Source organism: Desulfovibrio intestinivivus (genome assembly GCF_053570665.1).
Map to the genome: position 1 here is coordinate 1,906,689 of NZ_JBRBQT010000001.1, position 21,708 is coordinate 1,928,396.

At 57.6% G+C, this 21,708-nt stretch carries 21 protein-coding genes; 2 read left to right on the forward strand and 19 right to left on the reverse strand.

Annotated features, from left to right (window positions below; translation table 11 throughout):
• Nucleotides 1-308 precede the first annotated feature (308 nt).
• Both ACUZ9P_RS08220 and ACUZ9P_RS08225 read left to right on the forward strand, forming a co-directional pair.
• Nucleotides 309-3,527, forward strand: coding sequence for a P-loop NTPase fold protein (locus ACUZ9P_RS08220; RefSeq protein WP_449249343.1), 3,219 nt, complete (start codon nucleotides 309-311; stop codon nucleotides 3,525-3,527).
• Nucleotides 3,527-6,157: a hypothetical protein gene (locus ACUZ9P_RS08225; RefSeq protein WP_449249344.1), complete on the forward strand. Its 2,631-nt coding sequence runs from the start codon at nucleotides 3,527-3,529 to the stop codon at nucleotides 6,155-6,157. The genes ACUZ9P_RS08220 and ACUZ9P_RS08225 overlap by 1 nt, the downstream gene beginning before the upstream one ends.
• Before the next feature lie 120 nt (nucleotides 6,158-6,277).
• Here ACUZ9P_RS08225 and ACUZ9P_RS08230 read toward each other — a convergent pair whose 3' ends face one another.
• From ACUZ9P_RS08230 to ACUZ9P_RS08320, 19 genes are all read right to left on the reverse strand, one after another.
• The gene (locus ACUZ9P_RS08230; protein WP_449249345.1) at nucleotides 6,278-6,853 is read right to left on the reverse strand and encodes a hypothetical protein; all 576 of its coding nucleotides are present in this window, start codon (nucleotides 6,851-6,853) and stop codon (nucleotides 6,278-6,280) included.
• Nucleotides 6,853-7,389: a GNAT family N-acetyltransferase gene (locus ACUZ9P_RS08235; protein WP_449249346.1), complete on the reverse strand. Its 537-nt coding sequence runs from the start codon at nucleotides 7,387-7,389 to the stop codon at nucleotides 6,853-6,855. Before ACUZ9P_RS08235 ends, ACUZ9P_RS08230 begins: the two co-directional genes overlap by 1 nt.
• A gap of 20 nt (nucleotides 7,390-7,409) precedes the next feature.
• The gene (locus ACUZ9P_RS08240; RefSeq protein ID WP_449249347.1) at nucleotides 7,410-9,452 is read right to left on the reverse strand and encodes a hypothetical protein; all 2,043 of its coding nucleotides are present in this window, start codon (nucleotides 9,450-9,452) and stop codon (nucleotides 7,410-7,412) included.
• On the reverse strand, nucleotides 9,443-9,826 hold the full coding sequence (locus tag ACUZ9P_RS08245) for a phage tail assembly chaperone (protein ID WP_449249348.1): 384 nt from the start codon (nucleotides 9,824-9,826) through the stop codon (nucleotides 9,443-9,445). Before ACUZ9P_RS08245 ends, ACUZ9P_RS08240 begins: the two co-directional genes overlap by 10 nt.
• Nucleotides 9,826-11,496: a hypothetical protein gene (locus ACUZ9P_RS08250; protein ID WP_449249349.1), complete on the reverse strand. Its 1,671-nt coding sequence runs from the start codon at nucleotides 11,494-11,496 to the stop codon at nucleotides 9,826-9,828. The genes ACUZ9P_RS08245 and ACUZ9P_RS08250 overlap by 1 nt, the downstream gene beginning before the upstream one ends.
• Nucleotides 11,497-11,537: 41 nt before the next feature.
• A complete protein-coding gene (locus ACUZ9P_RS08255; RefSeq protein WP_240824040.1) occupies nucleotides 11,538-12,128 on the reverse strand; it encodes a hypothetical protein in 591 nt (196 codons plus the stop codon).
• A gap of 82 nt (nucleotides 12,129-12,210) precedes the next feature.
• Nucleotides 12,211-12,654 (reverse strand): hypothetical protein, encoded by a 444-nt coding sequence (locus ACUZ9P_RS08260; protein WP_449249350.1) that lies wholly within the window; start codon nucleotides 12,652-12,654, stop codon nucleotides 12,211-12,213.
• 101 nt (nucleotides 12,655-12,755) lie between these two features.
• Complete coding sequence (locus ACUZ9P_RS08265; RefSeq protein WP_449249351.1) at nucleotides 12,756-13,748, reverse strand: major capsid protein; 993 nt, start codon at nucleotides 13,746-13,748, stop codon at nucleotides 12,756-12,758.
• A 71-nt stretch (nucleotides 13,749-13,819) separates the two neighbouring features.
• Nucleotides 13,820-14,362: a hypothetical protein gene (locus ACUZ9P_RS08270; RefSeq protein ID WP_449249352.1), complete on the reverse strand. Its 543-nt coding sequence runs from the start codon at nucleotides 14,360-14,362 to the stop codon at nucleotides 13,820-13,822.
• Nucleotides 14,343-14,708, reverse strand: a complete 366-nt coding sequence (locus ACUZ9P_RS08275) for a hypothetical protein (RefSeq protein ID WP_449249353.1) — start codon at nucleotides 14,706-14,708, stop codon at nucleotides 14,343-14,345. The genes ACUZ9P_RS08270 and ACUZ9P_RS08275 overlap by 20 nt, the downstream gene beginning before the upstream one ends.
• Nucleotides 14,708-16,588, reverse strand: coding sequence for a portal protein (locus tag ACUZ9P_RS08280; RefSeq protein ID WP_449249354.1), 1,881 nt, complete (start codon nucleotides 16,586-16,588; stop codon nucleotides 14,708-14,710). The genes ACUZ9P_RS08275 and ACUZ9P_RS08280 overlap by 1 nt, the downstream gene beginning before the upstream one ends.
• 1 nt (nucleotide 16,589) lies before the next feature.
• Nucleotides 16,590-17,348: a GNAT family N-acetyltransferase gene (locus tag ACUZ9P_RS08285; RefSeq protein ID WP_449249355.1), complete on the reverse strand. Its 759-nt coding sequence runs from the start codon at nucleotides 17,346-17,348 to the stop codon at nucleotides 16,590-16,592.
• Complete coding sequence (locus ACUZ9P_RS08290; protein WP_449249356.1) at nucleotides 17,348-18,724, reverse strand: terminase large subunit domain-containing protein; 1,377 nt, start codon at nucleotides 18,722-18,724, stop codon at nucleotides 17,348-17,350. Before ACUZ9P_RS08290 ends, ACUZ9P_RS08285 begins: the two co-directional genes overlap by 1 nt.
• 31 nt (nucleotides 18,725-18,755) lie before the next feature.
• Nucleotides 18,756-19,112: a hypothetical protein gene (locus ACUZ9P_RS08295; protein WP_449249357.1), complete on the reverse strand. Its 357-nt coding sequence runs from the start codon at nucleotides 19,110-19,112 to the stop codon at nucleotides 18,756-18,758.
• Nucleotides 19,112-19,525, reverse strand: a complete 414-nt coding sequence (locus ACUZ9P_RS08300) for a hypothetical protein (RefSeq protein WP_449249358.1) — start codon at nucleotides 19,523-19,525, stop codon at nucleotides 19,112-19,114. The genes ACUZ9P_RS08295 and ACUZ9P_RS08300 overlap by 1 nt, the downstream gene beginning before the upstream one ends.
• A gap of 82 nt (nucleotides 19,526-19,607) precedes the next feature.
• On the reverse strand, nucleotides 19,608-19,919 hold the full coding sequence (locus ACUZ9P_RS08305) for a hypothetical protein (RefSeq protein ID WP_022658116.1): 312 nt from the start codon (nucleotides 19,917-19,919) through the stop codon (nucleotides 19,608-19,610).
• A gap of 1 nt (nucleotide 19,920) precedes the next feature.
• Nucleotides 19,921-20,604 (reverse strand): glycoside hydrolase family 108 protein, encoded by a 684-nt coding sequence (locus tag ACUZ9P_RS08310; RefSeq protein ID WP_449249359.1) that lies wholly within the window; start codon nucleotides 20,602-20,604, stop codon nucleotides 19,921-19,923.
• Nucleotides 20,605-20,828: 224 nt separating this feature from the next.
• On the reverse strand, nucleotides 20,829-21,461 hold the full coding sequence (locus ACUZ9P_RS08315; RefSeq protein ID WP_449249360.1) for a Mor transcription activator family protein: 633 nt from the start codon (nucleotides 21,459-21,461) through the stop codon (nucleotides 20,829-20,831).
• Nucleotides 21,451-21,705: a hypothetical protein gene (locus ACUZ9P_RS08320; protein ID WP_449249361.1), complete on the reverse strand. Its 255-nt coding sequence runs from the start codon at nucleotides 21,703-21,705 to the stop codon at nucleotides 21,451-21,453. The genes ACUZ9P_RS08315 and ACUZ9P_RS08320 overlap by 11 nt, the downstream gene beginning before the upstream one ends.
• Nucleotides 21,706-21,708: the final 3 nt, after the last annotated feature.

The following is a 21,708-nucleotide window of genomic DNA, read 5'->3' on the forward strand; positions in this document are numbered from 1 at the left end:
TGCTCCCCGTCGGGTCGTTTCCTTGACGTGCGTCCAGAATACACCTGTTCGCCACGCCTGCCCATAAAAAGTAAGGTCAGCCAGCGCATCGTCAATAGGCAACTGCCGTGTTTTTGTCTGGCATTACGCGGGGCTTTCCATAAATAACAACAAAAGACCCCTGCCGCCCGAAAGGGGACGGCAGGGGGCAAAAGTGAAAAATAGTAAAAATTATTCAGCTCAACCTGTAAATAGTATTGATTAATGTGTATATGGGGTATAATTGCAAAAGCTGTTTATCTACCAGACTATCCCGCGAGGAGCCGCACATGCCTCAGCCCAACGACCATTTGCTGATTGATCTCACCAACGCGCAGCAAGCAACGGCCCTGAATTCCGACTCCATTCTGCACCGTATGCAGCTTGAGACATTTTTGGATCGAGTCGATGACGTTGTGGGCCGAGTGGATGGATTTTCTTCTAAATTGAAGCAATGTGGTGATGGTCATGCTCGTAGCGTTAGCTATGAACGTTATCATGACGTGATAACCCTTCATGGTAAACGTGGTTCTGGTAAAACCACTTTTTTACTTTCGGCCTTGGAGTTGCTTCAAGGGGTAGGAGAAAAACAGCGAGAATTTCGTGACAATGGCAGAGCAAATTTGAAAAACCTTTGCGTGTTAGAAGTCCTTGATCCAACGCTCTTCGGTCTGCACGAACATTTACTCTTGTCTCTGTTGGCGAAAATTGCTGTTGAAGTAACAAATGCGGTCAAAAAAAATGGAAGAAATTTGGACTGCGGGCACTCTGACGTTTGCGAACTGGAAAAGTGGAGAAAAAGTCTGAGCCAGTTTGCAAAAAGCCTCAAGCACATGGGTGAAACCCGAGACGATCTTGATGGGGATTCACCCAAGGAAACTGTACCTTGGGATGATGCGGAGTTTATTTTTGAGCAAAATATGGAAAGTGCTAGGCGCAGTTTTAGCTTGGAAAGAGAATTCCATAAATTTCTTTATGATAGCCTACAGCTAATCGGCAAAAAAGCCTTTGTTCTAGCACTGGATGACATTGATACTCGTCCACAAATCGGTTGGCATGTGCTTGAAGTGTTGCGCCGCTATTTTACTTCTCCGCAGCTCGTGGTTGTACTCTCTGGCGATATGGAGTTGTTTAAAACAATCATTGAAAAACAACAGCTAAAAATTTTTGATTTAAATTTTGCTAGTACTTCAAGAGTCCGTAAGGAATTTAAATCTCGAGTTGACGGACTGACGGAACAATATTTGTTGAAGATTTTGCGAACTCCTTCACGTATTAGTCTTGGTTCATTTCAATTCGCTTTGCAACAATGGAGACGCTCAAAGCCAGAGGCCGAACAAATAATTGGTAAACCAGACCATAACATGCAACTTGAGCTTCTGTTGAAGCGAGCCTTTTTCCCATTACTAGCCTGTAGCCGCAGAATAGAACAGCGTCTTTTCAGACAGACGCTTTTTGGTAATCCCGCTCGGACTGTGACTCAAGTTTTGGCCGCATTGTGGGAAATTTCAATGAAGCATTCAGAATACCAGGTTGAAGAGGAAAAACGTTTAGACGAGTCAAACGAATATCTGCCTCCAGCCGTATGTGAGTCGGCTGTGGAGCGCATGCGTGAGGTTTTTCAAGTTTCTTTGCAGAATATGGGATTTTCGAGACCTTTTGATCTTGCAGAGGCTTTGCAGTCAGCACACGGTGTTAATTTGCTGATGCCGCAGTTGTTTGCACACGGATACGTGACTACTGGACTTGATTTACTGCCGACTCGTCAAAATCCTGACGAGAATAATGCGTTACTTGCGTTGAACGCAGAAATGGCTTTAGCAATGCGTACTAACCCTGCGGTGCTTCTGGGATATGCTCTTAAAGCTTGTTTTTTGCGCGAGGTTCTGTTGCGTCGCGGCCAAGAAATAGATGTTACTTTGTACGAAAAGTATGAACAATATCTTTGCCTCAAAACAGAAGAAATGCTTAGCGTGACGGCTGCACGAATATCAGCTCTGCATTGGGGGCAGCCTCGTGCTAAAGGGCCAATTCGAACTATGGGGATGGTTCGTTTATTTGGAGCTTCAATCACAAAAAATGCGCCGATTGCCGTGAAGGCTATGTATGGAATGGAGATTGCTAAACTTCGAGCAATTGGGCGTGTGAATATTCCAGTTGAATTGCAAATGTTTGTTAGTATTTCCAGTGACTATGATGATAATAAGCCACTTCGCAGGTGGGTAAATACCCCTGAAACACTCAGGGGGGCTATTTCATCGTGGCAGCGTGAATTCGTGGGCTTGGGGGTAGTTGAGATCCGTGATGGCGATGACAGTTATCGTGCCTTTTCTGTTTTTCCATTATTGGCTGCTTTGTGCGATATATTAGAAAATGAAGATTCTATGCATAGTTTGGTTGCACAATATGGTCAGATTCAAAGTTTTCATTCTTTTTCTTCATCAATTGATGCTTTACTGCATGAAGATGACTTAGGCGAAGATGAAGAGGTTTCTGAAACTGAAAGTGTATCTGTAGAAATTTACAATGAAAAATTTATTAATTCTTTAATTGCATGGGTAAGACAGTCAAAAAGAGATTTAGTTACGATTGTTTCGCCAACACTTCTTTGTTCGAGAATAATGCAACGTTTTTTTCGTGCTCTGTCTCTCATTGATAATGATATGAATAATAGATCAACGTATGTTGGATCATATATACATAGGTGCTTGATTGCTTTTTTTAATAGTGTTTTAGTTGAGGAATATTTACTAAAAGACAATGCTGAAAATAATACAAATGTTTTGCTTGATAGTCCGACAAAGTCAGATGATATTTTTATAAGGAATATGATTTATTCAAATGCCATTGTTAAAAAGTATTCTAGTGATAAATATGTAAAAGAGAAAGATTCTGTGGTGATTTTTTTAGAAGATATAAAGAAAGGTGATTCTTTAACTATAGCAAAAGAATTTCCATTATTCAAGTCAATATTTACCTGTCCAATTTGGGAATTATATTTAAACCAATCTGATTTTTATAATAAAGACGAAGAGGGTTTAACAGTGTTTAGCTTGTATATGGGAGCCATTGGAAAACCTGCAAATACTTTAGAAGATAGCAACGAGATTGCATATGGTGAGGGGCATGTTTATGGTATAAACCTATTTGCCCTCCTCAACTCTTTAGCTATCCCCAAGCCAGAACAGGGAGTTGTTCGTAATAATGCCGCATCGAATAGTGCTCGCAAAATTGTAAAAACAGAAACGCGCACTAATGTGGGCAAGAGGTATGGGCTGCCTTTAAGTCCAAAATCAATTAAGAGCAAAAAGCTATTAGAGGCTCCTGAGTCTTTTAGGTTTTTAGATTCCATGCGCCTCCGCCCAGGAGGAAGCGATAAAGCTTTTGCGATGCAATATGAGAATCTTGTGCGAACACTCTATCAAGATGAATCTGTAGTGAGCAGATTGATGGATCAAAAGAATTTGGATGCGTTCTGGATGTATTTAAGAAAGAACCTTAAAGCGTAATGATCATCACATACCGCCATTTTTGCGCATCGGCTCGCGTGCTGGAAGTGTATCAGTCCACAGAGTCCGGTTGTGACTACGCACTCCCCAGCACGGAGTCCTTGAGTTCGGCCTTGCGTAATGCAGTCAAGCTTAGTCTGCGCACAGAGCATGTGGATGTGCCGGATCACCAACACCAGAATCGGCGTGAGCAGGCGTTTACCAACACCAAGTCACTAGCAGGCATGCTGCTGACAGCCCTTGGCGCTACGGACGGGCAGGGAAATGTAAGCAGCGAGGCTGATTGTCACTGTCTGGAGGTCAACCACGGGCGCATCTATGTGCGCGCCAACAGGCTTGAAGACTGGCAGCACGAAATAACAGCTTATCAAAGCCCTCTGCCTGTTATGGCTGCCGCGTGGTTGCGGCGTTGCCTGCGGGAACATGTGGCCTTTACTGCCGCGCTCAAACCTTTCTGCGAATTTTTCAATCATTCTACCTTGCCGGGTGTGCACGACCAGCGCCTCAACGATCTGATAAAGAACGGCACACACAAGCGGGGGCGTTTGTGTGAATCGCACATGCACATTAACGGTTCCACAGAATTTACGCCCACATGGGTGCATTCCCTCGCCAACCACAAGGGCACCTACCGTGAGCTTGAGAAGGCCCGGAAAAAGGGGCCGAGCAAAGAGCGCGTTGGTTATTTTTTCGATCAGTTGCGCACATCACCTCTAAAAATTTTGCATAGGCTGCGTACTGCAACCATTTTGCGGGTGTGGTTATGCCAGTTGTTGCTGACCCAATCTTCGTGCGGGCAGCAGTCCGAACAATCCTGCCACAGCGGCAGCACTGACGGGCCAAGCTACAATGATCTGACTGCTCTGTTGCGCGGCTGTACCAATGGCTGGGAATTTTCACGACAGCATCCATTTGAGCACTCGGACCTTCCTGCGGGCATGACCGACGTGCAGCGCGAGGCTGCCATGTGGCTGTTTGCCCTGTGGAAGCTGCACGAAAGCAAAGACCACTTTTTAGCAATCCTCATGCATGTCTACATGCTGCTCATGCACCAGCATTTGCGGTTGCTTGTGCAGCAGCCAGAGCAGTACGGCTTTGACCAGTTTCAGTACATTACTCTTGCTGGCGCGCGCGAAGCTGCCGAAGATGTGGGAAAGCCAGGATTTGAAGCGCGGTTCCGGCAGTTTTACGGCATGCACGGGCCGGATATGGCCCATGTGGAGGCGCGTTTCGCGCCCAAGGATGACCCGCAAAAAATGGACAAGCTGCTGCGCAGCATCTGGAAAGGCTACATTGCAGCAACAGAACAGGCTAGCAGCAAGGGCATTGAACCGTGCCCCACGTGCCCCCGCATTGCCGGGCAGTTTCGCATTTGCAATGGGGTGGTGCACTGCGCCCCCGATGCGCTGGAAGGCAGCGGCAAGCCGTATACTCTGGGCCTGGTGGCGCACTTCATCAAACAGCCGGACACGAAAAAAGGTCGTTGTCGTCATCAGGCATTACGCGACACAATGGCCAAGCAGGCCCGCACCCTCATAGCGCGCCGGGAAGTATATCGTAAAAGTTCACCGGACCTGTATGCTGCTATTATCGGCAAGGATGCAGCCTCCAACGAGCAGGATACCTCGCCAGAAGTGTTTGCGCCTGTTTTTCGCCATCTGCACATTGCGGGCATTACCCGCACCACATTTCATGCAGGCGAAGATTTTGAACATATCCTTACGGGCATCCGCGCGGTGCACGAAGCTATACGTTTTTTGAACATGGGCAGCGGAGACCGCATCGGACACGCCACGGCACTGGGCTTGGCACCAGAGCAGTGCCGCATCAAGATATTCTATTGCAAGCAGGGTCTCTGGCTCGACAGTCTGGTGTGGCTGACATGGCTGTTGGAGCAAAAGCCGGAGCTGCGGGCCTTTGGCGGCGAAATATGTTCATTCCGGCAGGTTATTGAGCGACTGTACTTTAATATTTATGGCAAAGACTGCCCGCAACTGCATGTGCTGTGGAAGGCATGGGAGCTGCGCAAGTATGATCTGCGCAGCGTTACTGAGGATGATTTTGAAGCCATCACACCACAAACACGGCACGAGAGGGACTTGCTGCGGCAGGAAAAAGCCGAATGCGGCGAAAGGCTGTATGCGGAAGCTTGCCGGGAACTGGAACTATACCATGCCGCAGGCACAAAAAAATCAAGCGATTTTGTAAGGTGCAAAGACTGCGATAGAAAAAAGAAAATGTATGGCAAGTGGGACGAAGTCATCACCCTCAAACCAGAGGAACTGCCCGGTGCGGATTTGATACGGGCGGTTCAGGACGCCATTATTAGGGAAATGCTCCAAAAGGATATTGTGGTAGAGGTGCTGCCCACCAGCAATGTGCGCATAAGCCATTATGAAAAAACAGAAGAACACCATATTATGCGTTGGCTGAATTTTGATGACAAGCGCCCGGCCCCGCAGGTTGTTCTTGGCACAGACGATCCCGGCATCTTCTCAACCTCGCTTCGCAACGAATACAGTCTGATTCTCAACAAGCTCAAGGAGTTGTATCCCGGCAGGTGCGAAAAGCCATACGACATTATCAACCACCTTATCGAAAACGGCTTGAGCTACCGATTTACGGCATAGAGCTGACAACATCGCATTGCAGAATACAAAAAGGGAAGGAAGGGCGTTACCCTTGCCTTCCCTTCTTTGTTGCGGTCAAACTTGCCCGTTTTGCGTTCGTAGGCTTGTAGCTAGAGGTTTCTACGGCAGCAGCGGGCCGCGTGAGCCGATGGTGTAAAAGTTGCGGCCCACGCGGGAGGCTCCGTTGAGCAGGGTGCTGCTCAGGCCCAGATAGTCTGTTTCGGCGCGCGAGCCAGCAAAGCCGGCGTTGGATGCCGATACCGCCGACTGGTTGCGCAGGCTCCAGGCCCGCATGTCTTGCGCGTGTGCTCTGCTTTGTCCCTGCTGTTCGGCAGCGAGGGCGTCCAGTTCGCCTTTTTCAGCGGTGTCCAGGGTTTTATCCAGCGTGGAGCCTGCATCGGTCTGCGCTCCTGATGCCCCGGCCTGAGCGCGTTGGGCACCGATGATGCGGGCCGCCTCCTGCCTTTTGGCCTGCGCCGCTTCGTAACCCGCCCGGCGTTCCTGGCGGGCGGCCTCGTCCGCCGCCTGTGCGCTCAGTTCCGCCTGCTGGGCGTTGCGGGCCGCAAGGTCGGACTGATATTCCGTCTGCTGGCGGCGGTTTTCTGCCTGCTGCACGGCGCTCACGGTTCCGGCTGCTGCCCCGGCGAGGGCAACGGCGGCGCTGATCATGGCGGCTGTGCTGGTTGCTATGGCCATTAGCTGTCCTCCTCGATTGTTCCTGCGGCCTTGGCTGGCGGTGGCGGCAGGGTTTTGTGCCAGATGGTCTCCGTGGGCTGCGCTCCAAGGCGGCGGTAGAGCGCATGGCAGGGTCGGGACGCTGGCGAACTGTACTGCACAAGGCCCACGCCGCGCGCGGCAAGGGCCGACTCCGCGTGGCGCAGCAGGCGCAGGGCAAACAGGCCGCCGCGTGCCCCAGGGGCAAGATACAGCCCGTCCAGAGCCGCCAGCAGAGTTTGCGGGCAGTGCGGGCAAGACACCAGAGTAAAGACGGCATAGCCTGCCAGTGGAGCGCCGGAAGTATTGGAGGTCGCGCCGTGGTCGTCCTCGGCAAGCCCCCGCGCGGCGCTTATGTGCAGCATGCCCAGCCGTTCAAGGCTGGCGTAGCGTTCATGATCAAGTCGGTAACGTTGTGCGCCGTGCAGGGCGGCTTCCACCTCATTCCAGTGGGCGGCGGCGAGTTGTTCCGCTTCTGTGGATACCTGCGAAAATGTTTCTGTTGTTATGGTCAGCATGGATTGCTCCTCTTGCCGCATCAGGCAAAGGTTATGTCCAGCGTGAGCGCAAGTACGCGAAAGGGCAGGGGCCTCTGCTGCACCAGCCAGATGCTCGTCTGATTGTCCCAACCGCCGCTGGGAGCGCACATGATGTCGCCAGAAAAGGGCTGCACGGCCTCGCCCCAGTGCTCCGGCATAAAGGGCAGGTCGTACAGTTCGCTGCGGCTGGGGCCGTATTGCCCGCCTACGCTGCGGTACAGGCGGAGAGAGCAGGAACCGTAGGCTCGCCCCTGCGCCAGTGTCGTGCCGGAATTGAAGTCGCCCTCCACCGGCAGGGGGGAGAGCACTGATGCATACGGCAGGCCTGCCTGCACCACAGAGGCCGCATAGGGCAGCTCTATGCGCCCACCACGCACCACGCAGCCCTCCACAGGGCTGCCGTCCGCCAGTACGGAAAGCGCGCAGCCTTCCAGATGGTCCAGCCCTTCCACTGTCGACGTTGGCGTATCCGTGCGGATGCCAAGGCCGCAATCTACAAAGCAGGCTTCGGCAATGGGCTGGCTGTCCGCCCAGACCGGGGCCAGCCGTTCGAGAAAATAGCGCGTCCGGCCCGCAATGGTGCGGCGCACCACAAGGGCCAGCGCATCGCCGTCCTGATCAGCCACTGTTGCGGCAGAAATAACCTCGCCGTCTGTCACATGGCGCGACCAGCCCCAGATGTCGTGCTCCTTCATGTAGGTAAAACCCAGTAGCAGGCCGTCATCGCGCACGCACCAGATGGTTGAGCCGGGGGTCTGCTGATAGGCCCACTGTTTGATGGTGTGCCCCTCAAACAGGTGCGGCGCAAGAATGGAAAGGTCATTTCCCGAATATCCGTCTTTTTCCAGCGAATAGAAAAGATCGCGCACTCGCGAGCCGTGGCGCTGCACATGCAGTACCGAGTTGCCGATGATGATGGGCGCAAGCCCCGCGCTGCCCCAGTACGACTGGGCGGTGATGCTGACCTTCTGGGGCGTGATGGCCGATCCATCGCCGCCGCTGGCCTTGTATTCGCTGCCGGAGGTGCCCACCAGAAGATCACCGAAGCTGGCAACCCAGGTTACGGAGTCTATGGAGCCGGAGGCGATGAGGTATTCCACCGGGTCGTCATCCTGCAAGGGGCGCGACTTGCGGAAGGATTCAAAATTGCCCGTGCGCGACATGTAAAATGCCTGTGGCGTGCCGGGGGTGGCCGCAAGCACCATGCGCTGCTGGTGAAAGGCCACCACGCCGGGATTGTTGCCGTCAGCAAAAGGATTCCAGTCTTCGCGAGGCGTGTCTGTGGTGTCGGCCTTGTAGTTCTGGTCGCTGAAACTGGTGCCGGAGGCAACGCCGATAAAACCGAAGTAGCCCGCTTCCTCGCGGTAAACGTTATATTCCGCAGCGCCTTGAACGGCAGGCCAGCTTATGGTTGTGCTGTTGCCCACCACCCAGTCGGAGGGGTGCCGCGCTCCTTTGCATTCCCCTGCAGGCGAGGCGAGGGACTGCCTGCCGTTGGCATCCACCGCCGCCACCTTGTACCGCAGGGTGTAGGAACCGCCGCTGCCAGTAAAGGCCAGCGTGGGTGCGGCGGGGGCGGGCAGGGATGTGTTCAGTTTCACCTGTTCCAGGCTCCAGGTATAGTTTCCACCCGGTGCGTCGCGCCGCACTATTTTGTGCAGCGGATATTTCTGGTGGGCCAGATAGACCACATCGCCCACCTGCGCGTGGCAGAGCGAAAGCAGGTCTTCCGCCGCATAGGGGGTCGTCATGACAGGTGCCGTGGTGAATCCGGCAACTGTAGCAACGCGTAATGTTTTTTCGCCAAAAACCAGAAGAAAATTCTGGCTTGGATGCGCGCTGAAGGTGAAGGGGAGCAACACGGAATATGCTCCAAGCTCCGCCAGAAAGCGGGTGCCGGGCCGCCGGGCCACGTCGCCGTGCAGGCCGGGGAGCATGTTTTCCATGCAGGCAACACAGTTGCGGTAACGGGAAAGGTCGTACCGGGCCGAGAGTGTGGGTGATATTTCGCCGCCGGTAAAGTTTTGCAGGGCTATGCGCATGGCTGTTCCGTCTGCAAAATGCCAGGAGCATCGGGCCAGGGTGTTTCATCACCGCCGCCATCCCACGGTGCGCCGGACTGTTCGGGCAAGGCGCGAAGTGCGGCCCGGTATGTCTTGACCAGCGGCAGATCGCCCTCGCTGATGGGGTAGTCGGCCAGCAGATACTTGTCCGTATCTGCAAGCCGCACGTCACGGGAGGCGCGCAGAACTTCAAATACGGAATCTCTGGGGCGCGCAGGAATCGCCCCGGCTTTATACGGCCTGCCGTCCCATCCGCGCACCACCTCATAATCAACCTCGACACTGCCGGGGAATGGTTGCGCGTCCCACATCTCAATATCACCAGCGGCGTTGCACAGTATATGGCAAGGCATCAGTTGCCTCCTTCTGTAATAACAAAGTGCATATACATTGCACTTAGGGAACTATAACTGGCCCACACTGCGTCCCCCTTGCGGACGGGCACCATTATCCCCAGTGATTGCCCCGGCCCCGAAGACCAGTCGAGGATATCTACTACATAGCTAGCTGTGGACAAACGTATGTACTGACCTGCTGCTGTGGATACACCAGCAAGCTTGAACCAACCTGCGGATGGTGCTGGTACTGTGTACCCCCCAGAAGCGGGAACGGCCACAGCCACCACCCTCTGGCTGGGCATGGCGTAGTTCGCCACCTTGCCGGAGCCTACTGGCGTCAGGTTATCCATATCCAGATTTGCCTTGCCCGCCAGGCCTGCCATGTAATTTGACCAGTCGAACACGCTGGCGCTGTTCTGCGCAGATGCCAGAACCACAAAATGCCGCAGGCGTATGCCCTCAGTAGTGACTGTGTTGGAATTTCCGTAGATGGGGCTGCTGCGACTCGCGTCAAGCCCAATAGAGTTCCAGCCACCACCAGATGATTGACCAAACCCAATACCGCCTGAACCTGTAGAGTATAAAGCACCCGTTCCATACTCTCCCCTAATCGCCTGAAATCCCAACGTGCTGCCTGTGATGTTCGGCAACCCGGCCTTATAACTCTTGCCCAGCTCTGAGGCACTTGCGGCCTGCGTGATGGAATCGCCGTTTTTCAGCAGCGGCACTTTGAACTTCTGGGCGGTGGTGTCCAATGCGAACTTGGCGCAGTTGCCCGTCAAGGCAACCTGGGCGGCAAAGGCGGCATAGGTGCAGGTGAGCAGTTTGCCGCCCGCAAGATACGTGTCGTAAAACTCCCTGAATTGTTCACGCGTGTATTCCGCAGCGTCAGCCGGGACTGTGCCGTTGGGCACGTAACCCTCTGCCGCCATCACGCTCATAATGCTGCCGATCAGAGTTGTGCTGACGGCTGTGATACCACTCTCAACCCCGTTCAGCCGCGTATCCTGCTGGGTGTTTTTTACTTCCGCATCGGCCATGCGGCTGAGCAGGTTGTCCGGCACGGCCTGTTGCGCCGCGTGGGCGGCAGTTTGGGCTGTCTGGGCGCTTGCCGCTGCTATATCTGCCTGCGCAGTGGCGGCGCTCATGCTTGCTTCTGCCGCTTCTGCCACCGTTTGTGCTGCTGTGGCTGCGCTGGCCGCTGCAGCAGCGGCAGAATGCGCGGCTGCGGTGGCGTTTTGGGCTGCTGCATCACGGCTGGAATAGATGGATGCAACCACTTCTTCCGGCGACTTGTCGCTGGTGGCGGGCATGATGACGGCGCGTGCGAGTTTTTCGTTCAGTTGCTGAAGTTCCGCAGTGGCCTGATCAAGCCCGTCTTCTATGACCTGCGGATCAAATCGCGAAGCGGATATGAGGTCTATGCCCTGCTCAAAGGGCATGTTGCGCACAATGGCGAGCCGCCAGCCTGCGGGCAGGGGCGCTCCATCGTGCAGATAGGTAACAGTGCCGCCGCTCTCGCCTATGTTGGCTGTCCAACCCTGCGCAGGAGAGGTTTCTCCCTTGGGCGATGTGGTGCTGATGTTTAGTTGGTCTGTGCTCCAGACCTTGAAGGCAAAGGGAAAGGACGTTGCTGCGCCATTGCCTTCATACACGGCGCGGCTGGGGCTGTAGGGCAGGGTCATGCCTCGCTCCTTGCGGTTTTTTGCTGTGATTGCGGGTGCACTCAGCGCACGGCAAGCCAGGGGTCTTCCACCGGGCGGTCACTGCGTTCGGACGCGGCAGCGCTGCGGGCTGGCGGCAGGCTTGCGGCGTAGAGCTGCTCCAGCTCGGCTGCCTTCTGGCTGCTGCCCTTAAGTAGGGGGGCAGCTATGAGAGCCGCCAGCTTGCGGGCCAGCATGTGCGCGAAGAGATCATCAAAAAGGCGGCTGTTGCGCACATCTTCCGTGTACAGGGCAAGGGCGCGCGCCGCGTCGGTGAGCAGCAGCGAGCCATCGCCCGCCGCATTCTGTGCAAGGCAGAATGGGCGGGCCGTAATGCCCTCGTGGCGCACCTCGTGCACCTTGAGGCAGTCATCGGGCAGGGCGTAGGCAAAACGGAATTCCGGCGCGTAGCCTTCGGGCAGCGGCACAAGGGCCATCCATGTTCTGCGTTGGGCAAAGCTCCAGGGGAAATCGCGCAGCACCTGTCGGCGGGCGGAATCCCAATACAGGCGGCATTGCAGGGCCTCTGGCGTGTTTTCCTGCTCGGAGGCGACACTGCGCGTCCCCAGAAAGCCCAGTGCGCGGTTCCACACGCTTATCTGGCTGATGGTCATGGCAGTTCCTGTGATGAAAAGGAGAAGAAGCCTCCGGCCTGCCCCGCAGGGGGCCGGAGGCTGTACGGTGGCGGGGTGTGTTTTAGCCAGCCATGATGGCAGGCTCGTAGGGCAGGTCTTCCTCCCGCGTGAGGGCGGCAAAGATACGTCCCTTGCTCACGGTTTTACCGTCAGCGGGCGTGACGGAGAAGGTCAGGCGCAGCCAGCTCTTGCGCACGCTCTGGGGCAAAAAACGCATATAGGGGCGCGCGCCAAGGCCGAGGCCGGGAGCTTCCACCGGGTTTGGCACAGTCACTGAAGCACCGTTAACGGCAGTCCAGGGGCCTTCGGCGCGATCTGCCTCCTCCATGCAGATGGTGAGGCTTTGCGTTTCAGCCGGGGCAAAAGCTTCGGTAACAGAAAGCCGCAGGGGCATGGGTTCCATGCGCCCGGGAAGCTTCAGGCCGGTAAGGGCCACAGGCTGTCCCGTGGCGTTGGCGGTAAGGGGGCCTTCAAAAAAAACGGAGTTGCGGTCGATAATAGCCATGAAAACTCCTTTGGCGGAATAGTGGAGGAACAGCGAAAAACCAAGCTGGGTACTGCGTGGAAGCCCCGGCAAGGGCTTCCGCGCGTTACAAAGGATTGTGGTTAGGCCACCACGCCTTCGTTGGAGAGCACGGCATCGCACTGGCGCACAGGGCGACCATGCAGCACAGGCACGGCCTTGGAGTCAAAGAACTCGCCGTACTGCAGCTGCACGTTACCCGCATCGGAATTCTGCAACTCAAGGGCGGTGAGCATGTCGGCATTGGCGTACCACACGGCCTTCTGGCGCAGGTGCTGGGGCATGAGGTTCTTGGCCTCGATGGTCAGCTTTTGCATATCCACAAAGCCGCTCTGCCCCTTGCGCTTGCCGAGAGAGGCCACGGGCAGGTTTGCGATGCGCACGATGCCGCGCCAGTCGCGCACGGCAAGGCCGCAGCGCCAGTTGTATTTGTCGCCCACCACCTGATATTTGCGGCCGTCCGGGTCCTGAGCCATGTAGGTTTTGAGGTCTTCGTGCGAGAGCCCGCCGTTGCTTTCCTTGGGGTAGACGCCGTGCACCGACTGCGCGCCCCACGAAATAAGCCACAGGGAGGTGCAGCCGCCCTCGTCGCGCCCGCCCGCATCGAGCACGTTTTTGGCGTCCAGCGCGGGGTAGCGCATGGCAAGGCCGTTGAACTCGTCGGGGTTCAGATTGCTGTTGCCGTAAAAGAGGGTGGTGGCCACTTTCTGGCGCATGGCCTCGGCAAAAGCCACGCCTTCGCTCATGCGAAAGGCCTTGTCGCGGCTGCCGTAGAGGCGCAGTTCTTCCACGTCCAGTTCCATGATGGCTTCAAGGATGCCGCAGCCTTCCTTGACCTGGCTCCACTGCGATTTGGAGGGCGGCGTACCCTGATAGAGTCTGCGCCAGTAAACCTCGGGCAGTCCAGTGCGGATGCGGGTGAGGTGGCCGTCGCTCTGGTTGGATTCCATCCAGAGCACATCGTCCATGATGTCGTTGGTTTTGTTCATCAGCTCGATGATCTGCCCGGCCTTGTCGCCACGGTAGAACTGTTCCATCTCGGCCAGGGACACCACCAAACCCATGGAATTAGCCATAATACCCTCGTCTGTTTGCAGGTTGCTCAAGAAATGTTGTTGCTATGACCTGTGATTTGCAGGGGCGTAAATCAGATGCTTCCGCTGCGCGAACTCCAGCCTGCGTACATGCGCTCTTCAAGCGGCGGCATGGAGCCGCCCGCCTGTCCCTGCACCAGCCCGTCCTCCATGAGGGCATCGGCAAGGCGGTTGAAAAAGCGCAGCACGTCAGGGTTGTTGCCGTAGCCGGTCTGTTCCAGCAGTTGGCCGATGCACTTGCTTTCATCAAACCGGTCAAGGGCAAGCTGGGCGCGGGCAACAGTGGCAGGCAGGTTTGCACCGCCGATCTGCGGGTCTTCCGTGGCCTCCTTGCGCCACTTGTTGACCTGCTCCTGCCACTGAAGGCGCTGGCCTGCTTCATGCTCGCGCAAGCGCTGGGCATAGGGATCTGCCTGCGAATTGGCCTGTTCATTCGCTCGATCGGGATTTTCTGCGCCAGCGGCAGCCTGTGGCGCTGCGGCGGCAGGGGCGGCACCGCCGGCTCCTCCGTTGCTCTGGTCTGCGCCGGAAAAGCCGCTCGCAGAGGAAAAGGCGTCTTCGGCAGTGGAGGAAGCCTCAGAATGTGTCGAGATCATGAGCGTCGTTCTCCTTGGTTTGCAGCAAGCGGGGCAAATGCCCGGGGTTTGTCTGTTGCATGAGGCGCATAAGGCGCATGCCGATCATGCGTTGGCCCTCGGCGTAGAAAAGGCGTGCGCTTTGGCAGGATTCGGGGGCATTGCCCACATCCTCGGCACTGAAGTTGCGGCACAGATGCAGCAGCCAGCGCAGCAATACGCGGCCCTGAGGCTGGGCCATTAGCGCATCCACTGCGGCCCGCATGGCGGCATCAAACGTCTGGGCGCGGTTGGCGGTATGCTGATGCATCTGCTGTTTGGCCTGTTCCCGCTGCTCCGCCTGTTCATATGGGGCAAAAACATCCATCAACGATGTTCCTCCGATTTTGCGCCCTGGGGTTCGTCATGCTGCTCCGCTTGCGCCATTGTCGCCTGTCCTGTCGCCTGTGCCATTTTCGTATGTTCAGCGCGGGCAAGGCCACCCGGCAGGGCGTTGCGCAGCAGCCGCGTGATGCCGTCCAGCACGCTGCCCTGTTTGCCGTCCGGGCCGGAAAGCGGGCTTTGCGAGAGCTGGCGTACCATGTCCACCCCTTTGCCAAGGGCTTCTGTGATGGCCTGCGTCTGGGCGGCATCAGCCCTGGCGGCGCGCAGCTGCTGGCGTTCCTCTGGCGAGCGCGTGAGGCTCACGGGCAGGCCCAGACTTTCCGCATAATTATCCAGCAGATGATCCACATTGAGGGTGTCCAGGGCTTCGGGCCATGCGCTGGAAGCCTTGAGGGTCAGGGCCATGTACTGGTCTGCCGCATTGATGCCCACCAGCTTCTGGGCCTGCGCCAGCAGGGATACAAACTCCACGCGCAGGCGGCGGCCCGCCAGCTCGGGCGGGCAGGGGGGCAGCATGTCCAGCTCGCGCATGCACTCGAAGGTGCGATCCATGAGCGGAATGAACAGCTCATCGTGCAGCCGTTCCAGCACCGGGCCAACAAGCACCAGTTTTTCCTCCTCCCGCGCCGCGATTTCGCTGGCTGTCACGCCGCTGCGGCCGTCAAGGATGAGCTTGAACAGGTCGTTGTAGAGTCCTTTGCGTATCTGATCCTGAACCGACTCCATAGCCTTGCGGGCCGTAGCGAGGTCGGGGTTTATCTGCAACAGGGGCGTTGCCGCCTGAGGGCTTTGACCCGGCGCGCTGTCCACGTAGTTGACGCCGCCAGGGGTGAGATCAAGCCCCACGGAGCGCAGGCCCGCAGCCACGCTCATGGGCGGGTCAACCGCCTTGTGGATGGCCTTGAGCGTGGTGACGCCCATCTGTTGCAGCATGCGGCAGTCGGGCAGGGCGTCCATGGCGGGCGAGCGCCCGTACACATCGTTGCCCGCCACATCCCAGCGCGGGCCAAAGCCCGGAAAGGAGCGAAAGCCCGAAATCTTGAGGGCATGGCGGTTGCCGTCGCGTCCTTCCAGCCAGTAGACGGAAGCCACGGGCATGCGGCTTGCGTCTGCCAGCCCGTGCTGCGTGTTTTCACGCGGGTACACGGCCTGAATGACGTTGCGCCGCTCCTCGGGATTGCGGCGCGCCGCCTCGCGCAGGGTTTCGGGCAGGGCCGAAGGGCCGAAAGCCTGAACGATCTGGCGCAGGGTCATGGCGCTGCGGCGGAACACCGTGTCCACCCGCCGCGTTGCATCGCAGTCCAGCGCATATTCCCCCGCGCAAAGGGGGATAAAGCGGAACCCGTGCTGCGGATCAGCCAGCTCAAACACAAAGGCCGTGCCAAAGGTGCCCAGTTCGCCATACATGGTGTGCATGGCATTGTAGAAGTTTGACCGCTGGAACACGGTGCGCATCCGGGTGGCGACTTCGTCCAGCCATGCCTGACCAGGGCGGCTGCGGGCCAGATCGGCATCGTCAAGGCTTAGCCGGAACCAAGGCCTTGCCGGACTGGTGAGTCCGCCCTGAAGGCCAGCCGCCAGCGTACGCATGGCCAGAATGCCAGTGGCGTCCACAAGCCCCCGGTTGAGCATGGGGCCTTCTTCCGCCGCGTCCACCTGCGGATTCAGGCGGCAGCGCGTGGGCAAAAAATGATCAGCCAGGCTTTGCCATGCTGCGTCCCATGGGGCGCGGCGGCGCAACAGGGCATCATGCCGCCGGGAAAGGGCCTGCACGTCCACAGCATATTGCACGGCATTCTGCGCGATATTCTGGGGCGCAGGCTGCCCCGCAGACGCGATGCTGTTCTGGATGTGTGCGGTCACGCTACTGCCCCAGAAGGGTTTTGCGCGTTGCATCGGCGCGGTTAAGTGGGCTGGTGTACACAGAGCCGTTGATGCCCGCCGCCTTGGCGGCTTTGTCTTTCTGGTTCTGGCGCGCCGCGGTGGCGGCCTCGGTTACGGGTTTTTCCACTTCCTGCTTGGGAACGGGCGCAACTGCGGGTACATCGGGCGTGCCGCCTCCTCCAAATCCCATGACGTTCTCCTTATGTTGAATGATTACTGACAAGTCCTGCGGTGTGCAGAGCACCAGCACGCCGTCCACCCATGTCTTTTTGCGGGTATGCAGACATGCGCCGGGCAAGCGCCCGAGCACGCGGAATCCACAGGCTTCGGCCAGCCTCCAGGCATGGCGGTTGGGGGCCGGGCAAAGCCCCATAACTGCGGAGCAGTCGAGGTTTGCAAAAGCCCAGTTCAAGCCCCCGTGCGCCATGGACACCGCCAGCCGCGCCCATTGACGAAAGGTGGTGAAATCGAATTCCCACACCCGCCCCCTGCGAGGACTGAACATTGCGCAGGCCAGCAATGGGGCCGGGCTGGAAGCGCAAGCAGAGGCGGGCTCCGGCGGCGGGCCGTAACAGCCCAGCAAGACGCCTCTTTCCGGAGCGGTGATTGATTGCCACTGGGCCAGCGTGGGCTTATGCAGGGAACTCATGGCGCTGGCTGTGAGGCCCTCGGCTTCCATGCGTTCAAAAACGGCATCGCGGGCGTGTTGATCCACAATGGGGGCGTAGGAAAAGCGCATCAGCGTCCTCCAAAAAAGTCGTAGTCAGTGCGGGCGCGGTGCGCGCCAGAGGCCGTTTCCTGCTGTGGGCGAAAGCCCGTGACTGCGTATCGCAGTGCGTCTGCCGCGTGGCTTGCCCAGTCGTGCAAGGGGCCGGAGCCTGCCTGCGCGGCCTGCGAGCCTTGCCCGGAGCCAGCCTTCCAGCGCCGCCTGTAGGCCCGCAGGGCCTTTACGCCCTGGGCGCAGGCTGCCGCATCAAACCAGAAGCGCGGCAACTGGCGGCGCAGGGCATCTATGCCGTCAGCCAGCGAGAGAGCCGGGGCCAGGGTAAAACGTATGCCCAGTTGGGCGGCGCTTTCCCAGCGGCTCAACCCGGTGCCCAGTTCGCGCACGCGGATGTCGTGCGGGGCAATGTGGGTGCCGTAAACAAATCCGCGTCCGGCAATGACCCCATCATGGACATCATGAGCGGCGGCTTCCGCAGTTTCAGCAGGGCGGGCCTTGGCGGCCAGCACCTGCGCATAATGCGCCAGCCCCTCGCCGGAAGCTTCGTAGTAGTCGAGGATGCGCCAGCAGCCCGAGGGCTCCACCTGAAAAAACCAGATGGCCGTGGCGTCATCCATGCCCAGATCCCATGCTGTATGCACGGGAAGCTCCGGCGCGTGGGGCAGGGGGCGGATGCGCCCCTCGCGTTCTGCTGTATCCAGCAGAGGCGCGTAATAAGCACCGCGCACTGCCGCTGCAAACGAGCATTCAAACTCCTGAAGATATTCGGCCTCGTCCATGCCCCGGCGTGCCGCTGCCAGCTCCTGCTGCGGCAGGTAGCCGGTTTCGGAAGCGGGAAAGCGAAAGCGCGACCAGATGCCTTCTTCATCAGCGCCTGCCTGCTGCCATACGTCATAGAGCAGGTTGTCCGTGCCTTGAGGCGTGCCGCAGAACAGTGCGCGGCCCTGGCGGTCGGCCAGCATGGGGCGCAGCACCTGCGTCCATACCTCGCGGGGCATGTCCGCCGGTTCGTCCAGCACCAGATCATCCAGATACAGGCCGCGCAGGGCTTGCGCGTTTTCCGTCCCCAGCAGGCGTATGCGGCCCCCGGTGGGCAGCACGCAGACAAGCTCGCTTTCCAGAAATCGCGTACCGGGCACGGCCCCGGCAAACTGCTTGCAGTAGTCCCATGCGACCGCCTTGGCCTGCCCCAGAAAGGGCGCGGCATAGGCTGCCCGCCAGTCGTGCTTGCCCACGCGCAATGCCTGGCGCACCAGATCATTGACCGCCGCTACTGTTTTGCCAAAGCGCCTGTGGCAGAGCAGCACGCAGAAGCGGGTGCGCTCCTCATGAAAGCGCCACTGCAAAGGGCGGGGGCAGTAGGGGATGATGTGCGGCGCAGGCTGGGACATGGAAAATATCCTTGTTTTTCAGGAGAAACTGTTAGTTGCTTGAGCCGTATTGCGGCAAAATTTTTTGCGCGTGTGCTTTGCCGGATGCACCTGACGGCTTGGATGATGTTCGGGGCGATGCTCCAGATAAATCTGCAGGCAGCCTGCCGGATGCAGCCCTTGGGGGGCCGCCCCACACAACAACCATCCTGGGCGGGGCATCGGGCGAGGCTTCATCGCGGAGGGAGCGCAGGATGGCATGCAGTTCTTTTATTTCTTTGACAATATCTATACTTTTTTCCGCAATATCAGCAGCGCTGAGGGTGCTGGTGAGCAGGTCAAGCCGCTGCCCAAGGCTGTCGAGCAGGGTGGAGTTGCGACAAGTGCCTTTACGTTTTGCAGGGGGCATCAGTTGCAGCCTCCCGCAGCATCGGTGCCTGTGCGGCAGGCGAAAGCCGCACCACTCTGAGGCACGAGGCGCAGACGGTCTTCCTGCCGCTCAAAGCTGTGCTCAAGCCGCTCAAGCAACCTGTCCAGACCAGAAATGCGCATATTGAGCGCCTGAATTTCACCGCGCAGGGCCGCCAGCTCGTTGTGCAGGCCTGCCATGTCTGCGGTATCGGGGGCGAGCCGCAGGTTTTCTTCTATGGCGCCGAGCCTGCGGGTGGTTGCGGCCTCACGCCGGGTATCGCGCTGTACGTGCAGCAGGTAGTCCTCCTGCCGCACAAAGGCCCGGCGCAGGCTCCACAAGGCCCAGGCAAACAGCCCCTGCACAAGCAAAACAAGCAGGCTTGCCCCTGTGGAAGAAAAAATGTCCATCATTACCGTATCCTCCAGGCCTGTTGACCTGCTCAAAAACAAATTGTCTCAGTGTGTTGCCAGATCGTTGCGAGTCTGGACCGGCCTAAAATCCCAGCCCCAGCATGCCCAACAGCAGGGTCATGATCTGGTTCAGGGCCGAGGGCGGCAGGTGGTCGCACCAGCCCGGAAAAAGCAGGGGAATAATGATGAGCCTCCCCGCAACCTCCCAGCAGAACAACAGGGAGAGCATCCAACCGAGGAAGGAGCGCCACAGCCGCAACATGCTTGCGGGCGCGCCGCCCACCTCAGCCTCGTTGATGCGGCTTTGCGCATCGTTCTGCCGGTTGCGGTCGGGCAGAATTTTGCCCACAGCGCCGGTGATACCGCCCAGCAGATTCCCTAGCAGTGCCCACATGTCAGTTTGCCTCCCGTTCAAGTTCAGCAAGATACTGGGCCAGGGCCTTTACCCTGTTGCGCCAGCCTTCAAGAAACACTTTGAGGGACGGGCGGCGGGCAGCCAGATCACGGTAAAAGGCATCGCGCAGGCGCAGTATCTGCCGGGCGGCAAACCACTGGAGGTTGGCCGATTCCAGGGCTTCGGCCAGTTCTGCCGTGCGCGGGCCGGAGATTCCGTCCTCGGCAATGGGCCGATAGTGGTCGAGCTGGGCTTCGCCAACGGCGTTCATGCCCTGCTGCAACTGGCGCACAGCTCTGGCTGGCCCCATGTTGACCGCGCCGTCGTACAGGGCCACTGCCAGAGGCAGGGGCAGGGCGGCGCAGCCAAGGGCATCCCAAAAGTGTTTTTTGAACAGCGCGGCGGCCTGCTGCATGGTGCAGGCGCGGATGTCGTCAGCGTCCACATCGCCGTCCATATCCAGATCAAGGCCGTTGTACGTACAATGGGGGGTGCGTGCAGCGGTGCAGCCATCGCAGCTTCTGTGCAGGCGCAGGCATTCCTGCCGGGCCTGCTGGGCAAGATCCTGCACCCAGCGCAGGGAAACCCCGTACTTGGTCAGACCGCCCGGATCAGCGGGATGGTCTGTGAGGCCGCCTTCCCATCTGGCGGTGAAGGCGTGGGCAGTATCAAACAGATTGGGCATGATGAGGCTCCTTGGCATGATGTGACCGCAATCAGCGGCGTGAGGAGAACATGCCAAAAAGTCGGGCGCGCGTAAGACTGAAAGGATTCAGTAGTGTCAAAAGCGCATGATGCGTTATTTTTGCAGAATTTTAGCGGAAAATGAGGAGTTTGTGGCAAAAAAAGCCAGCATAAACGCTGGCTTAAATTTTTTAAGGGCAGGCAGTCTGCCGTTATTGGCTTAATTTACAGCGCATTATCGCGCTTCTGGGCAGAAATTTGCGCGGAATCGCCAAGCATCAGCAGAAGTTTAGCCTGCGGGGGAACGGAACTTTCTTTTTTCAGAATTTGCCATACGCGGCGGTCGGATACGCCGTGACGGCGCGCCAGGCTGGACACCGCAGATGTACTGCTTGAACCGCGCCCTGTGCTGCGTGAGAAACCTTTGACGATCTCATGCTGCCGGAGGCGGGTCATAATCGCTGTGCAGCGAGGTACATACAGGCTTGTGCCGCCAAAGGTCGCCATGAGCTTGCGCAGGCATTTAAGGCCAAGAGTTTTGCGCAGCGGATGCGTTCTGTCCTTGGGCACATTGCGCGGTACGCGTATGCATTGCCCACCAAACGCGTGCAGCACCCCCCAGAATTGTTTCATATCGTTCAGGGCCCTCCATATCTGACGCGCATTGTCGGGCAAGTGGTTGATAAGTTCGCGCCATTGTTCTTCTGTTTCGGCCATATGCAGGGCATGGCCCCATGCGGGATTATTTTTGCGGCGTATACGCGAATCACCCTCTGGGGCAGAGGCTTTTGCCGAAGATTTGGCAAGTTCTGGTTGACTGTTGTCGGGCTTTGCCGGGTCAATGAGCCTATTGGTCATGGCGCGTCTCCACTGTTTGGCAGGCGCGCGCGGATATGTTGATTGCGGGCGATTCTGGCGTTGCGGGCGATATTTGCGAGGGGATGCGGAACTGTGCGGGGAACTCCTGATCCATCTGGCAGGCCAGAAGATACAGGTGTTCGATGACGAGGCGCAGTATGGGCTGCTGGATGGCGCACTCGCCAGTGTGTAAGGAATCCAGCACAGCGCTCAGGTTAGGGATGTCGTCAAGAAATGCGGACATGCT